The 13,696-nt window shown below is 72.0% G+C and carries 10 protein-coding genes; 5 read left to right on the forward strand and 5 right to left on the reverse strand.

The genetic code is table 11. The features are described from left to right. Positions 1 to 72: 72 nt before the first annotated feature. Positions 73 to 1,587: a cellulose binding domain-containing protein gene (locus tag F4556_RS08860; RefSeq protein WP_184913161.1), complete on the forward strand. Its 1,515-nt coding sequence runs from the start codon at positions 73 to 75 to the stop codon at positions 1,585 to 1,587. 74 nt (positions 1,588 to 1,661) lie between these two features. Here the strand turns inward: F4556_RS08860 and F4556_RS08865 are convergent, their stop codons facing one another. Both F4556_RS08865 and F4556_RS08870 read right to left on the reverse strand, forming a co-directional pair. Continuing rightward, entirely contained in the window at positions 1,662 to 2,105 is a 444-nt protein-coding gene (locus tag F4556_RS08865) for an SCO4402 family protein (RefSeq protein WP_184913163.1), read from the reverse strand. 62 nt (positions 2,106 to 2,167) lie between these two features. Next, positions 2,168 to 3,022 (reverse strand): putative type II toxin-antitoxin system PemK/MazF family toxin, encoded by an 855-nt coding sequence (locus tag F4556_RS08870; RefSeq protein WP_313068216.1) that lies wholly within the window; start codon positions 3,020 to 3,022, stop codon positions 2,168 to 2,170. Positions 3,023 to 3,233: 211 nt separating this feature from the next. Between F4556_RS08870 and F4556_RS08875 the strand changes: the two genes are divergently transcribed. Continuing rightward, positions 3,234 to 3,635, forward strand: a complete 402-nt coding sequence (locus F4556_RS08875; RefSeq protein WP_184913165.1) for a hypothetical protein — start codon at positions 3,234 to 3,236, stop codon at positions 3,633 to 3,635. A 48-nt stretch (positions 3,636 to 3,683) separates the two neighbouring features. Here F4556_RS08875 and F4556_RS08880 read toward each other — a convergent pair whose 3' ends face one another. The 3 genes from F4556_RS08880 to F4556_RS08890 all read right to left on the reverse strand — a co-directional run bounded on the left by F4556_RS08880 (position 3,684) and on the right by F4556_RS08890 (position 8,837). After that, positions 3,684 to 4,760, reverse strand: coding sequence for an amidohydrolase family protein (locus tag F4556_RS08880; protein ID WP_184913167.1), 1,077 nt, complete (start codon positions 4,758 to 4,760; stop codon positions 3,684 to 3,686). A gap of 4 nt (positions 4,761 to 4,764) precedes the next feature. Continuing rightward, on the reverse strand, positions 4,765 to 6,105 hold the full coding sequence (locus F4556_RS08885) for a type I glutamate--ammonia ligase (protein WP_184913169.1): 1,341 nt from the start codon (positions 6,103 to 6,105) through the stop codon (positions 4,765 to 4,767). A 143-nt stretch (positions 6,106 to 6,248) separates the two neighbouring features. Then, on the reverse strand, positions 6,249 to 8,837 hold the full coding sequence (locus F4556_RS08890) for an MXAN_6230/SCO0854 family RING domain-containing protein (RefSeq protein WP_184913170.1): 2,589 nt from the start codon (positions 8,835 to 8,837) through the stop codon (positions 6,249 to 6,251). Positions 8,838 to 9,141: 304 nt separating this feature from the next. Here F4556_RS08890 and F4556_RS08895 point away from each other — a divergent pair, with 304 nt between their 5' ends. From F4556_RS08895 to F4556_RS08905, 3 genes are all read left to right on the forward strand, one after another. Next, positions 9,142 to 9,789 (forward strand): TetR/AcrR family transcriptional regulator, encoded by a 648-nt coding sequence (locus tag F4556_RS08895; protein ID WP_184913172.1) that lies wholly within the window; start codon positions 9,142 to 9,144, stop codon positions 9,787 to 9,789. Positions 9,790 to 9,946: 157 nt separating this feature from the next. Continuing rightward, positions 9,947 to 11,443 (forward strand): MFS transporter, encoded by a 1,497-nt coding sequence (locus tag F4556_RS08900; protein ID WP_184913174.1) that lies wholly within the window; start codon positions 9,947 to 9,949, stop codon positions 11,441 to 11,443. 415 nt (positions 11,444 to 11,858) lie between these two features. Next, complete coding sequence (locus tag F4556_RS08905) at positions 11,859 to 13,634, forward strand: 3-hydroxyacyl-CoA dehydrogenase family protein (RefSeq protein WP_184913176.1); 1,776 nt, start codon at positions 11,859 to 11,861, stop codon at positions 13,632 to 13,634. The last annotated feature ends 62 nt before the right edge of the window (positions 13,635 to 13,696 follow it).

Here is a 13,696-nt window from a genome sequence, read left to right on the forward strand (position 1 = left end):
GTTCGGCTGACTATCTTTCTGGTCGGGCCTGTGGGAGCGCGCCCATATGTCGTCAGTTGCTAGGAGCGGGACATGTCCCTGCGCCACACCGCGCTCGCCCTCGGGGCCGCGCTGGCCGCCACGGCCGCACTGGTCGGACCGATCGCCGGCTCGTCCTCGGCCGCCGCCGTCGCCTGTACCGTCGACTACTCCACGAACGACTGGGGCAGCGGCTTCACCGCCAACGTGAAGATCAACAACGTCGGGACCGCCGCCCTCAACGGCTGGACCCTCAGCTACGCGTACAGCGGGAACCAGACCCTCTCCGGCAGTGGCTGGAACGGCACCTGGACCCAGAGCGGCAAGAACGTCACCGTCAGCGCTCTGTCCTGGAACGCGAACATCGCTCCCGGTGGCAGCGCCACACCCGGAGCCAACTTCAGCTACAGCGGGGCGAATTCGGCTCCCACGTCCTTCGCGGTCAACGGGGTGACGTGCAACGGGCTGCCTTCGCCGTCGCCTTCCTCGTCGCCGTCGCCGTCGTCCTCGCCTTCGCCTTCGCCCTCGCCGTCACCTTCGCCGACCACGCCCGCTGGAGCTGCCCCCGACCTCCGGGTCTCCGGTAACTCCCTGGTCAACGCGGCCGGTTCGCCGGTCGTGCTGCACGGCGTCAACCGCTCCGGCACCGAGTACATGTGCGTCCAGGGGTACGGCTTCTTCGACGGCCCGGTGGACGCCGCCTCGATCGCCGCGATCAAGAGCTGGAAGGTGAACGCCGTCCGGGTCCCGCTCAACGAGGACTGCTGGCTCGGTCAGTCGAACGTCAACCCGGCCTACGGCGGCGCCAACTACCGGGCCACGATCAAGGGTTGGGTCGACTCGCTGCGCACCGCCGGACTGACCCCGATCGTCGAGATGCACTGGAGCCGGGGGCAGTACACCGGCAACTCCTCCGGCTGCTCCGACACCAACGCCACCTGCCAGAAGCCGATGCCGGGCGCCAACGCGGCCCCGTTCTGGAGCTCGGTCGCCGAGACCTTCAAGGGCACCGGCTCGGTGGTGTTCGACCTGTTCAACGAGCCGTACCCGGACCGCTCCGAGTCCTCGCTCGCCCAGGGCTGGCTCTGCTGGCGGGACGGCGGCAGCGCCTGCCCCGGCATCGGCTACCAGGTGAGCGGCATGCAGACCCTGGTGAACACCGTCCGGGCCACCGGCGCCACCAACGTCATCCTGCTCGGCGGCCTGGCCTACTCCAACGACCTCGGCCAGTGGCTCGCCCACAAGCCGACCGACCCGACCGGCAATCTCGGCGCGGCCTGGCACGTCTACAACTTCAACACCTGCTCCACGGCCGCCTGTTGGAACTCCACCCTGGCCCCGGTCGCGGCCCAGGTCCCGCTGATCGCCGGTGAGATCGGCGAGAACACCTGCGGCCACGCCTTCATCGACCAGGTGATGTCCTGGCTCGACAGCAAGAAGCTCTCCTACCTCGGCTGGACCTGGAACACCTGGAACTGCAGCTCCGGCCCGGCTCTGATCACCAGCTACGACGGCACCCCGACCGCCTTCGGCAGCGGCCTCCGCGACCACCTCCTCGGCCTCGGCTAGCACCACCTGCGGGCTCCGCCCCACCTGGGCGGGGCCCGCACCGGACGCTCAGCCCGCGGGCACAGGTGGCAGCCTCAGCTGCCGTGGGACGCCGTGTCCCGGCCCGGCGGCCAGCGATGGCCTTCCTCGTGAAGCAGCGCAAGGGCGTTCAGGTCGTTGACCACCATCACCTGGGCCAACCTGCCGGCCGCCGTGACCACTGCCGGCCAACCCGCATGCGCGAGGTAGACCGCGTCGGCGGCGTCTGCCCCGACCGCCTCCTGCACCGCTGAGTACGCGGCCCCGAGCTGCTGCATCAGGACCACCTCCTCGCGCGTGCGCAGGCTCTTGCCCAGCCACGGTTCCGGGCGGTTCGCATCGCAGAAGTCGTCGAACAGGACATGCACCACGTAGTCCAGGTCCTCGAACTCCTCGCCCCGCAGCCATACATCCCGCTGCCAGGGCGGATTCGCGAGGGAGAGCACGGCCGGCACCACGTGCAGGCGGTATGCGGGGAACTCAATGCCGTGATCTGTCACGGAGCGACCCTATCGACACCGCAATCACGATCGAATGCCCAGTAAGTTCGGCTGCTGGGCTGCTACGAGTCGGTCCAGCGGATCGGGTGGCCGGACGGATCGGTGGTGAGCCAGGAGCCGTCTCCGAGGGGCTGGATGTCGTAGGGGTTGCCCGCGTGCGCGTCGAACTCGGCGCGGACCTGACCGGAGCGCACATCCGCGCGATAGTGGCGGAACCACTCCTCCTCGTCCTCGTCTTCGCCGATGAGGGTCACGATGACGGTGTCCGAGTTCAGATAGCCGCCGCCCCATTCGACGAAGATCTCGTCCGGGTCGTGTCCGAAGGCGTCGACGGAGAGGGCGAGCGTCACCTCGCCATCGGGGTAGCTGTGGATGGCGATGTCGGTCTGCGCATGGTCAACGGTCGTGAACCGGTGCCCGTCGGGCGACAGGTCGATGAGGCACCGGTCGCCCCAGGGATAACGGACGAGATCCATCCGGGCTCCGGAGAGCGATGCGCGGTAGATGACCGAGCCGTCCTGCCCTTCACCGACATCGAGGAGGACCTGATCGCTCGCCGGGTGCAGCAGTTGCTGCCCGCCGTGCCCCACGGTGTCCAGATTCGCCTGCGCGATGACCGCTCCGGTCTCGGTGTCCAGGGCGACCCACTGGTCGGGTCGGTCACGGTCCGCCATGGCGTCAGGCCGGTAGACCCACAGCACGAGTTCGTCCAGCGACAGCACGCAGCTGGGCCGGTGTCCGTATTGCTCGTCCGCCTGTGGCTCGAACTGCGACCGCCAGACCTCGTCCCCCGCTGCCGTCACACAGACGACTGCGTCGAGAGTCGTGTAATAGGTCCGCTGAAGGCCTGCGGCGACGGCATGGTCCACAACGGCGTCTTCGGGAGACGGCCGACAGACCATGACCGGTGACAGCACGCCCCTGGCATCGGCAGCCAGGTCATAGGCACAGATGCATCCGTCGATAAGCCGCTGATGACCTGTGGGGGACGAGGGGATTGAGCCATACCCGGAGATTAGCGTCTCAGCGGATCTTCAACACGGGGCTGACCAGACGTCGGGTGGTTGAGCAGGAGGAGACCGCGCGCCGAGCCGATCCGACGGCTGGTCGGCGATAGGTTCGGGCGGCATGGAGGAACCCATGTACTACGTCGACCGCTCGGACATCCACGAGGGCAGGATCGCGGAGGTCCGGGACGGGATGAGCGACCTGGCCGCGTTCGCCGAGGCGCGCGAGCCGCAGCTGATCGCCTATCACTTCTACATCGACGAATCCGAGTCGACGATGACCACGGTGGCCGTCCATCCGGATTCGGCGTCGCTGGAGCTCCACATGGAGCTCGGCGGGCCGAAGTTCCGCGCGTTCGGTGCGCTCATCCGGATGAGATCCATCGACGTGTACGGGCGGCCGAGCCCAGCGGTCGTGGAGCAGCTCCGCCAGAAGGCCGAGATGCTCGGCGGGGGCACCGTCACCGTCCACACCCGGCAGGCGGGCTTCAGCCGGGCGCATCCGCCCCGGGACGCCACCTGAGGGGCCGAGCCCAGCCTCGACTCGCCCCCCCCCCGCGCGCAGCTGCCGTCAGAGGCCGTACAAGCGCCGGGAGTTCTCCGTCGAGACGAGGCCGGCGATCCGGGTGGCATCCGCCGCCGTGCAGGCGCCGTCGGACTGCCAGGTGGTGAGGGTGCGGTGCAGGGCGTGGCGGTACTGGGCGGCGCCGACGGTGTAGAGCTCGGGGAGGCCGTAGGCGTCGGTGGAGAACAGCAGTTTGGCGAACGGGGTGAGTTCGAGCATTTCGCCGAGGACGGTGGCGGCGCGGGGGCCGGTGTAGGAGAGGGTCAGGCCGAGGTCGGCGTAGACGTGGGGGAAGGACTGGGCGAGCCAGGCGGCCTGGCGGTGGTACGGGTAGGTGTGCAGCAGGACGAGCGGGGTGGCGGTCGGTTCGACGGCTCGGATGAAGTCGGTGAGCAGGGACGGGTCGGCGCGGTGGAGAGTCAGGTCGGGGTCGCCGAAGCCGGTGTGGAGTTGGATCGGCAGGCCCAAGTCGACGGCGGTCCAGAGGAGTTGGCGGAGCAGGACCGGGTCGGTCAGGCGGCGGCCCGGGCGGTGGGTGGCGGCGGCGTGGGCGACCTCCGGCGGGGAGGGGCGTTCGGCCGGGATGGCGAGGCCGTGGCGGTAGGCGAGGACGGACTTGACCGCGACGGCGGAGGCGGTGGCCGTGCGGAGGGCCGACTCGACGGCGTGCGCCCAGTCGGCGGGCGAGGTGTCGACCGGTTCGGCGATGCTCTCCAGCCGTACCACTTCCCGGACTTGGGCGCCGGAGAGCGAGGCGAGGTCCGGCAACGGCAGCAGCGGGTGACCGGCCGCGATGGTGAGGCCGGTGTCGACCAGGCAGTGGCTGATGCCGGTTGCGGCGAGCAGGCGGCGGGCGGCTTCGGCGGGGCCGAGTTCGCGGCGGCGGGCGAGGTAGTCGGCCATCGGGGCGTGCGCGGGGAGGCCGAGGGCCGGTGGGCACCAGCGGCGGACCGCCAGGCCGAGCGAGCTGTCGAAAGGTGAGATCCCGGGCGCGGGTGGGCGGTCGGACTCGGTGAGCAGGCTCGCGAAGGCGCTGTCGTCGAGGTCGGCGAGGGTGATGCTGTGACAGTGCTGGTCGATCACGGGCTCAGTACCTGTCGACCGTCGCCGCGATGATCTGTTCGGGGGTGCGGTCGGCGAGGAGTTCGACCTCGCCCTGGCGGACGGCGAGGACGGCGGCGTGGAGTTGGGCGCCGAGGGCTTCACGGAGCAGCACAGACGGTTCGAAGGCGGCCAGCGTCTCGGCGAGGGCCGCGGGCAGCCGTTCGACGGTGCCGAGGGCGGCCGGATCGCCGTTCACCTCGCCGGGGAGGGGCTTTCCGGTGTCCAGGCCGTCGAGTCCGGCGGCGAGCACTCCGCCGATCATCAGGTAGGGGTTGGCGGTGGCGTCGAAGCACTTGACCTCGGCGTTGGCCTGCCCGGCGGTGGAGCCCTTGATCAGCCGGAGGGCGGCCTCCCGGTTCTCCAGGCCCCAGCAGCGGAACGGGCCCGACCAGCGGCCGGGTTGCAGCCGCAGGTAGCTGGCGACGCTCGGTGCGCCGAGGGCGAGCAGCGCGGGCAGGTGCTCCAGTACGCCGGCCAGGAAGTGCTCGGCCTCCGGGTGCAGGCCGTGCGGGCCGGGGCCGCCGTGGCCGAGGTTCTGGCCGTCGCGCCAGAGGCTGAAGTGCAGGTGGCCGCCGTTGCCGACCCCGTCGGGGGTGAGCGCGGGGGCGAAGGTGGCCCGCAGGCCGTGCCGGGCCGACACCGCCCGGATGGTGTGGCGGACCAGCACGGTGGTGTCGGCCGCGCCGACCGGGCCCTCCGGCGCGACCGAGACCTCGAACTGGCCCGGTGCGTACTCGGGGTGCAGCTGAAGCACCGTCAACTGCTGCTCCGTCAGCGCGCGGAGCACGTCCCGCAGATAGTCGGAGAGGTCGGCGAACCGGTGCAGCCCGTACGCGGGCGCGGTGGTGGCCGGGGCCCCGGTGGCGTCGGTGAGCACCCACTCGACCTCGATCCCGGCCTGCACGGTGAGGCCGCGCCGCCCGGCCGCCGCCACCATCCGCCGGGCGAACCGGCGTTGGCAGCCCGGGTGCGGCGTGCCGTCCTGCGCGTACCGGTCCGCCGGGGCCCACGCCCAGCCGGGCTGGGCGGCCAGCGGGACCAGCCGGTCCAGGTCCGGGATCAGCCGGAGGTCCCCGTCCGGGCCCTGGCTGAACGCGCTGCTGGTCATCGAGTCGTCCAGCAGGAACACGTCGAAGCACGGCGCCGCACCCACGCCCCACTCGGCCGCGTGCTCCAACTGCCGTACCGGGAAGGTCTTCACCCGGCTGATCCCGGCATTGTCGACCCAACTGGTCGCCACCCCGTCGACACCTTCACCGGTCAGCCGGGCAGCGGCCAGCCTGGCCTGGGCAGCCCGCTCGGCGCGGGACGGGGCGCTGTTCATACCGCCATGCTCACCCATCCCGGGTCCGCGGGGGAACGCCCTGTCACCCGTCCGGCGGCAGCCGGCCACCCGTGCGTGTGGCTACGCGTACGGAACCAGCCGAGTGGTGGCGGGAGTTCGGCACCGGTCGGCCCGGGGTCCTCCTACGCCTCCGGCCCGAAGCGGCTGACCAGGTCGGCGGCGGTGAGGCGGTCGAGACCAAGGGTGGCGTCGAGGGTGCCCGGGTAGAGGCGGTAGAGGGTGCCGGTGAGGGAGGGAGTGGTGGGGAGGTCGGCGTTCAGGAGGGCCAGGAAGGCGTGGCGGTCGGTGAGGGTGGTGGGGTCGAACGGGCCGGTGTGGTTGGGGTGGTGGCGGTCGCGGATGCGGGTGGCGAAGGCGGCGACGGGCTCGTCCGGGGCGCGGTGGTAGGTGGCTACGGTGGCGCCGGAGCGGATCAGGACCTGGTCGGTGGTGGCGGCCGCGGTGGCGAGGGCCAGGTCGGCGAGGGTGGCCCGGCTGCCGGGGGTGAAGTGGTGCAGGACGTCGGAGGCGAGCACGCCGAGGCGGCCGGAGTGGCGGCGGACGTCGTGGACGCCGCCGGTGCCGCCGAGGTTGAGGTCGGTCCAGGTCCACTGGCGTTCGGCCAGGTCGATGATCATCGGGACGGCCACCTTGGCGGCGCCCGCCAGGTCGAGCCGCTGGGTGACGTGCTTGGGGTCGAGCGGGCCCGCCGACCGGCCGGGCTCGCCCAGGCTCATGAAACCGGTGTAGGCGTCCGGGAGTTCATCGAAGGCGATGTCGTTGAAGCTGAACACCACGACCACGGCGTACCGGGCGCCGGCGCCGGCCAGCCCGGCCAGGTCGAGGTCGACGAACTCGGTCGCGCCGTTCGGCGCCGAGGTGAAGTCGCCGGAGTGGACCGCCGTCCGGGCGCCGTGCACCAGCTTGGTGTAGTCACACAGGCCGGTGAGCGCCCAGTCCGCGTCGTAGAACGCCACCGAGAGGTCGAGGTCGACCCGGACGCCCTTGGGCTGGAGCCAGTACAGGAAGAGCCGCAGCCGACCACCGTCCGGCAGCGGCAGCACGCTGCCGCGCGGCATCGCGACCAGCGAACGGGCGCTGGCCCGCTCCGCGGCCGGAGCGGTCAGACCGGTCAACTCCTCGTCCAGCACGGCGAGATCGAACCGCCCGTGACCGGCCGCCCGGCGCAGCAGCTCGGCCTCGATCAGCGCGCAGACCGGCGAGCTGAGCCGCGCGGGCAGCGCGGCGCCCCAGTCGGTACGGGCGTGCGAGTGCGCGGTGTGGCCGCGCGGGAAGTACAGCCGGCGCTCGTTGTCCGGGCGGGGCGCGCGCAGCCGGCCGTACGCGCCGAGCAGCGGCCCGGGGGCGACCTTGCGCAGGACCTCCGGGAGGGTGGCGAGCAGCTCGGGCGGGCAGGGCGCGTCGGGGGCCCAGCGGTGGTGGGTGCGGAGCAGGTGGTGCAGTCGCCGGGCCAGTTCGCCGGGGCGGTGGCTCAGCAGGGCGAGGGCGCCGGGTACGTCGCCGGTGGCGAGCGCGGCCTCGACCCGGGAGGCGAAGGTGGTGACGGTCAGTCGGTTCCGCCCGCCGGCGGTGCCCGCGGTGGGCAGCGAGGCGGTCAACAGGGCGTCACCCAGCGGGTGTTGGAGCAGGTCGGTGCCCCGGACCACCGCGAAGGCGGCGGCCGCGTTCGGGAACCGGCGGTGGTACTCGTACGGGTGCAGCGCCTCGCCCGCGCGCTGCCAGGCGGCGCGGTGGCGCAGCATGTCCTCGGCCGCTCCGGCGAGCGGCAGTGCGTCCAGGGCGGCGAGCAGGGCCCGACGGAGCGGGCGCGGGACGCCCCGCAGCCGCGGCGGCTTGTCGGCCAGCAGGTCGGGCTCGGCGCCGGACCAGGCCCAGAGCAGCCGCAGCACGTCGGTGGCGGTGCCGAGGCGGGCGGCCAGCTCGGGCAGGGTGCCGGGCAGGTCGCGGTGCAGGAGTTCGGCCAGCACGGTGGCCTTGGTCTCCCGGACCGGGATCGCCTCGGGCAGCCAACTACCGGGATCGGCAGGCGCGTTGTCGAGCAGGACGGCGAGGTCCTCACGATCCTGCGGGCTGAGCGGGAGCTGCCGGGCGAGCAGCCGGCCCAGCTCCACCGAGGCGGCTTCGGCCGGATCGACGGCCAGCCGAAGGAAGCGCAGCACCGCACCGGCCGGGATGTCGCGAGTGGCCTGCGGGGCACGGGCGGTGAAGGGCAGCCGGACTGCGAGCCGCGCCCGGGCGGCGGTCAGCTTCGTGCCGCAGAGCGGGCAGTACGTGCCGTCCTGGCAGTCCCCGCAGACCAGGTGCCCGCACGGCGCGAGCACCTCCACCGAGGACTCGAGCTCGCACCAACTGCAGGCCAGATCGGCCTGGTTGTGCAGGTAGGCGCGCATCCGGGCCGAGAGGAGCCCGTGCGCGTCGTCCGACACGTGGTCGGGGAAACCCCGGAACAGCGGCCGGTGCGGGCGCTCGTTGCCGGTCAGCAGGTCGATCCGGCGGAGCAGGTCGGTGCCGGTCTGCTTGAGCGAGACCGGGCTCTGCCGGGCGAGTGCGGCGTACAGCGGGGCGGTGAGCCGGTAGCCGCGGAGGGCGAGGTCGGACTCCAGCACGGCCAGCCCGTCCCGGCTGCGCCGGTCCGGTTCGGCGCCGGGGCGGGTCGGGACGGCGACCAGGCCCTGGCGGTGCAGCAGGAGTGTGTCGAGATCGCGGCTCATCGCGGTGGCTTCTTCCCCCTCGGGACGCCTCACGGGGCGTTGCCCCGGGCGGAGATGTCAGTGCAGGGGCGGAGAATGGGCGCACTCGGGTTCATTGAGAGTGAGTGAGAAGGAAGCACGCCGCGGAGCCGCCCCCGCGGCGCTCACCCTAACCGGTGGCGGTCCTGTCAACCCAGAGGTTTTCCGATGTGACACAGGTCACACTCTCCGCCGAAATATCCGGGGGCAGTCTCCCCGTTTGACGCTATGTTCGAGTTATCCGGGGAACCAGTCCCCGGTACGGGGGCCCGAGGGGAGTTGGACCATGACTGTCACCGCCGCCGAGAAGGCGACCGCGCCACGCCTACGGGCCGACGCCTCGCGCAATCGGGCGCGCATCATCGAGGCCGCCCGGGAGGCCTTCGTCGAGCAGGGGCCGGACGTCCCGCTCGACGAGATCGCCCGCCGGGCCGGCGTCGGCAACGCGACGGTCTACCGCAACTTCGCCGACCGGCGCGACCTGATCCACCACGTCGCCCTCTCGGTGATGCACAAGATGACCGGTCACGCCCGGGCCGCGATGGCCGAGGAGCCGGACGCGTTCGCGGCGGTCACCCGCTTCACGCACGCGGCCGCCGACGAGCGGATCAGCGCGCTCTGCCCGTTGATCTCGCAGCACGGCGACCCAGGCGACCCCGAGCTGGAGCAGGCGGGTGAGCAGCTGAAGGACACCGTGGTCGAGCTGGTCACCCGGGCCCAGCAGGCCGGGCTGTTCCGCGCCGACGTCGGCCCCGGCGACTACCTCGCCACCGTCGCGCAGATCACCCGGCCGCTGCCCGGCAGCGACTGCATGTCGGTGGACGGCTTCGTCCACCGCCACCTCCAGATCCTGCTCGACGGGATGCGGGCCCCGGCCCGCTCCGAGCTGCCAGGTCGCGCCGTGACCATGGAGGACCTCCGCCGATCCACCTGACGCGTTCCCGACGCCTCGCCGGGCAGCGCACCTGACGCCGCACCAGCTCCGCACCTGACACCTCATCGACTTCCGCGCCGCCCCAGCCGTCCGGCGCGTCCCAGCACGCACAGCTTGTACAGCTCGCACAGAACCTCGCACCTAAGTGGGTACCTCCATGTCCGGAACCGTCGCACCGCCCGATCCACGCCGCTGGAAGGCGCTCGGCTTCATCGGCCTCGCGCAGCTGATGGTCGTCCTCGACGCCACCATCGTGAACATCGCCCTGCCCTCCGCCCAGGCCGACCTGGGCATCTCCGACGGCAACCGCCAGTGGGTCATCACGGCCTACGCGCTCGCCTTCGGCAGCCTGCTCCTGTTCGGCGGCCGGATCGCCGACCTCTGGGGCCGTCGTCGCACCTTCATCGTCGGCCTGGTCGGCTTCGCGCTGGCCTCCGCCCTGGGCGGCGCGGCCGCCAACACCGGCATGCTGCTCGGCGCCCGCGCCCTGCAGGGTGTGTTCGGCGCGCTGCTCGCCCCGGCCGCCCTCTCGCTGCTCGCGGTGATGTTCACCACCGGCCAGGAGCGGGCCAAGGCGTTCGGCATCTACGGTGCGATCGCCGGTGGCGGTGGCGCCATCGGTCTGATTCTCGGCGGCCTGCTCACCGAGTACCTGAACTGGCGCTGGACCTTCTTCGTCAACATCCCGTTCGCGGTGGTCGCCGCGATCGGCGCCGTCATGGTGATCCGTGAGCCCGCCGAGGGCCGCAACCGCAACAAGCTGGACATCCCCGGCGTGCTGCTGGTCACCACCGGTCTGGTCGCGCTGGTCTACGGCTTCACCCGGGCCAACGAGGACGGCTGGGCCTCGGGCGTCACCATCAGCCTGTTCGTCGCCTCCGCCGTGCTGCTGGCGCTCTTCGTCCTGGTCGAGTCGAAGGTGAAGGCCCCGCTGCTGCCGCTGCGCGTCCTGCTGGAGCGCAACCGCGGTGGCGTGTACCTCTCGCTCGGTGTCGCGATCATCGGGATGTTCGGGCTGTTCCTCTTCCTCACCTACTACCTGCAGGTGGTGCTGGGCTACAGCCCGGTGAAAACCGGCGTCGCCTTCCTGCCGATGGTGGCGGGCATGATCATCGGCTCCACCCAGATCGGCACCCGGCTGATGACCCGGGTCGCCCCGCGCAAGCTGATGGCTCCCGGCTTCGTGACCGCGGCCCTGGGCCTGCTGATCTTCACCCAGATCGGCACCGACACCTCCTACCCGGCGGTGATCCTGCCCGGTCTGATCCTGATGGGCCTCGGCATGGGCACCGCGTTCATGCCCGCGATGAGCCTGGCCACCTACGGCGTCGAGCCGCGGGACGCGGGCGTCGCCTCGGCCATGGTGAACACCTCGCAGCAGGTCGGCGGCGCGATCGGCACCGCGCTGCTGAACACCATCGCGGCCAGTGCCGGCACCGCGTACGTCGCCTCGCACGCGGCCGGCGCCACCAGCCCGCAGCTGCTCCACCTGAACGCCATGGTGCACAGCACCCAGGTCGCCATCTGGTGGTCCTTCGGCATCATGCTGCTGGCCGCCGCGATCGCGGCGGTCCTGATCAACACCGGTCGCCCGGACGCCCACCAGGGTGCGGTCGCCGGCTCCGAGGACGCCGTCCCGGTGCTGGTGCACTGATCCCTCCGTACGGCCCGACGGCCCCCGCTCCCCTCCAGGAGCGGGGGCCGTCGGCTTTCCCCGGGACTCTTCCTACCTCGAAGTAACTTCGCTACAGTGACCGCACGCACCACCGCCGGGCTTCGGGAGCCGCACTGGCGGGGCCGCCGTCCGACGTGCGATCGCACGCCTTCCGGACGCGGTACGGGACTTCAGCGCGATGCACAGCGACATCTCTCAGTGCGCCTGAGTACCACGGCACAGCCGCAGCAGAGCCGGAGCGGACCGGCCTGCCGCGTGCCCGCCGCAACCGTCATCACCCTCTCCCCGCTCCGCCGTACCCTCCTCCCCGCCCTGACGGCCGCCGCTCGACGACGAGCGGGTGCGCCCGGCCGTGGACGGGCGGCGCGGGGCCCCATGACAAGGAGTCAGGACCATGGAGCGTCCCTTCCCCACCGTCGCGGTCGTCGGACTCGGCACCATGGGCGCCGGCATCGCCGTCGCCGTCGCGCACAGCGGGCGCCGGGTGATCGGCATCGAGGCCAACCCCGACAGCGCGGCCCGCTCGCTGGCCCGGATCGAGGAGAGCACCGCCGCCGCGGTCCGCCGGGAGCGGCTGACCGCCGAGGAGCGCACCGCGCTGCTGGGCCTGATCTCGGTCGGCGACCAGCTGGACGCGGCCGCGATCGCCGACCTGGTGATCGAGGAGGTCCCCGAGCAGCTGGAGCTCAAGCGGGAGATCTTCGCCGAGCTGGACCGGATCTGCCCGCCCGACACGGTGCTGGCGACCGGTACCACCGCGCTCTCGGTGACCCGGATCGCCGCCGCCACCGCCCGCCCGGAGCGGGTGCTCGGCCTGCACTTCTTCAACCCGGTGCACACCATGAAGCTGGTCGAGGTGGTGCGCACCGTGCTGACCACCCCTCAGGTCGCCGAGCAGGCCGCCGACTTCGCCCGCGAGCTCGGCAAGGAGCCGGTCGCGGCCGGTGACCGGGCCGGGTTCGTGGTGAACGGGCTGCTGTTCGCCTACCTCAACCAGGCCGCCGCGATGTTCGAGTCCAAGTACGCCACCCGGGAGGACATCGACGCCGCGATGCGGCTCGGCTGCGGTCTACCGATGGGCCCGCTGGCGCTGCTCGACCTGATCGGCGTGGACACCGCGCGGACGGTGCTGGAGGCGATGTACGAGCAGTCCAAGGACCGGCTGCACGCCCCCGCCCCGATCCTCGGTCAGCTGGTCGCGGCCGGGCTGCTCGGGCGGAAGAGCGGGCGCGGCTTCTACACCTACCAGGCACCGGGCTCGTCCCGGGTGGTCGCCGAGCCGGGTGCCGAGACGGTCGGCCGGGTGGCCGGGCGCGAGGTGCGCAGCATCGGCGTCTGCGGCTCGGGCACGATGGCCACCGGCATCGTCGAGGTGTTCGCCAAGGCCGGGTACCAGGTGATCCTGACCGCCCGCAGCCAGGAGAAGGCCGACAAGGCCAAGGCCCAGCTGGCCCGTTCGCTGGAGCGCTCGGTGGCCAAGGGCCGGCTGACCGCCGAGCAGCGCGACGCCGCGCTGGCCCTGGTCACCCCGAGCGGCCGGTACGCCGAGCTGGCCGAGGTCGACCTGGTGGTCGAGGCGGTGGCCGAGGACCTGGCGGTCAAGCGCGAGCTGTTCGCCACCCTGGACAAGATCTGCAAGCCCGGCGCGGTGCTCGCCACCACCACCTCCAGCCTGCCGGTGATCAGCTGCGCGACCGCCACCTCGCGGCCGCAGGACGTGATCGGCATGCACTTCTTCAACCCGGCCCCGGCGATGAAGCTGGTCGAGGTGGTCTCCACCGTGCTGACCGCGCCGGACGTCACCAGCACCGTGCTGGCGCTCTGCGGCACGGTGAAGAAGCACGCCGTGGAGTGCGGCGACCGGGCCGGCTTCATCGTGAACGCCCTGCTCTTCCCGTACCTGAACGACGCGGTCCGGATGCTCCAGGAGCACTACGCGACGGTGGACGACATCGACACCGCGATGAAGCTCGGCTGCGGCTACCCGATGGGTCCGTTCGAGCTGCTGGACGTGGTCGGCCTGGACGTCTCGCTGACCATCGAGAAGGTGCTGCACCAGGAGTTCCGCGAGCCGGGCCTGGCCGCCGCACCGCTGCTGGAGCACCTCGTCGCGGCCGGCTGCCTGGGCCGCAAGACGGGTCGCGGATTCCGCGACCACGCCCGCCGATGACCGGCCAGGCGCCACCTCCCGGCGGACTGCCGGGCAGTCAGCACCCGGTCGGCGGACGGGCG

It is taken from the genome of Kitasatospora gansuensis (genome assembly GCF_014203705.1).
GTDB lineage: Bacteria > Actinomycetota > Actinomycetes > Streptomycetales > Streptomycetaceae > Kitasatospora > Kitasatospora gansuensis.

Excerpts from the sequence above, each read along its gene's own strand:
- F4556_RS08860 (WP_184913161.1), top strand. The coding sequence starts at position 73 with ATGTCCCTGCGCCACACCGCGCTCGCCCTCGGGGCCGCGCTGGCCGCC.
- F4556_RS08875 (WP_184913165.1), top strand. The coding sequence starts at position 3,234 with ATGGAGGAACCCATGTACTACGTCGACCGCTCGGACATCCACGAGGGC.
- F4556_RS08885 (WP_184913169.1), bottom strand. The coding sequence starts at position 6,105 with ATGAACAGCGCCCCGTCCCGCGCCGAGCGGGCTGCCCAGGCCAGGCTG.
- F4556_RS08890 (WP_184913170.1), bottom strand. The coding sequence starts at position 8,837 with ATGAGCCGCGATCTCGACACACTCCTGCTGCACCGCCAGGGCCTGGTC.
- F4556_RS08895 (WP_184913172.1), top strand. The coding sequence starts at position 9,142 with ATGACTGTCACCGCCGCCGAGAAGGCGACCGCGCCACGCCTACGGGCC.
- F4556_RS08900 (WP_184913174.1), top strand. The coding sequence starts at position 9,947 with ATGTCCGGAACCGTCGCACCGCCCGATCCACGCCGCTGGAAGGCGCTC.
- F4556_RS08905 (WP_184913176.1), top strand. The coding sequence starts at position 11,859 with ATGGAGCGTCCCTTCCCCACCGTCGCGGTCGTCGGACTCGGCACCATG.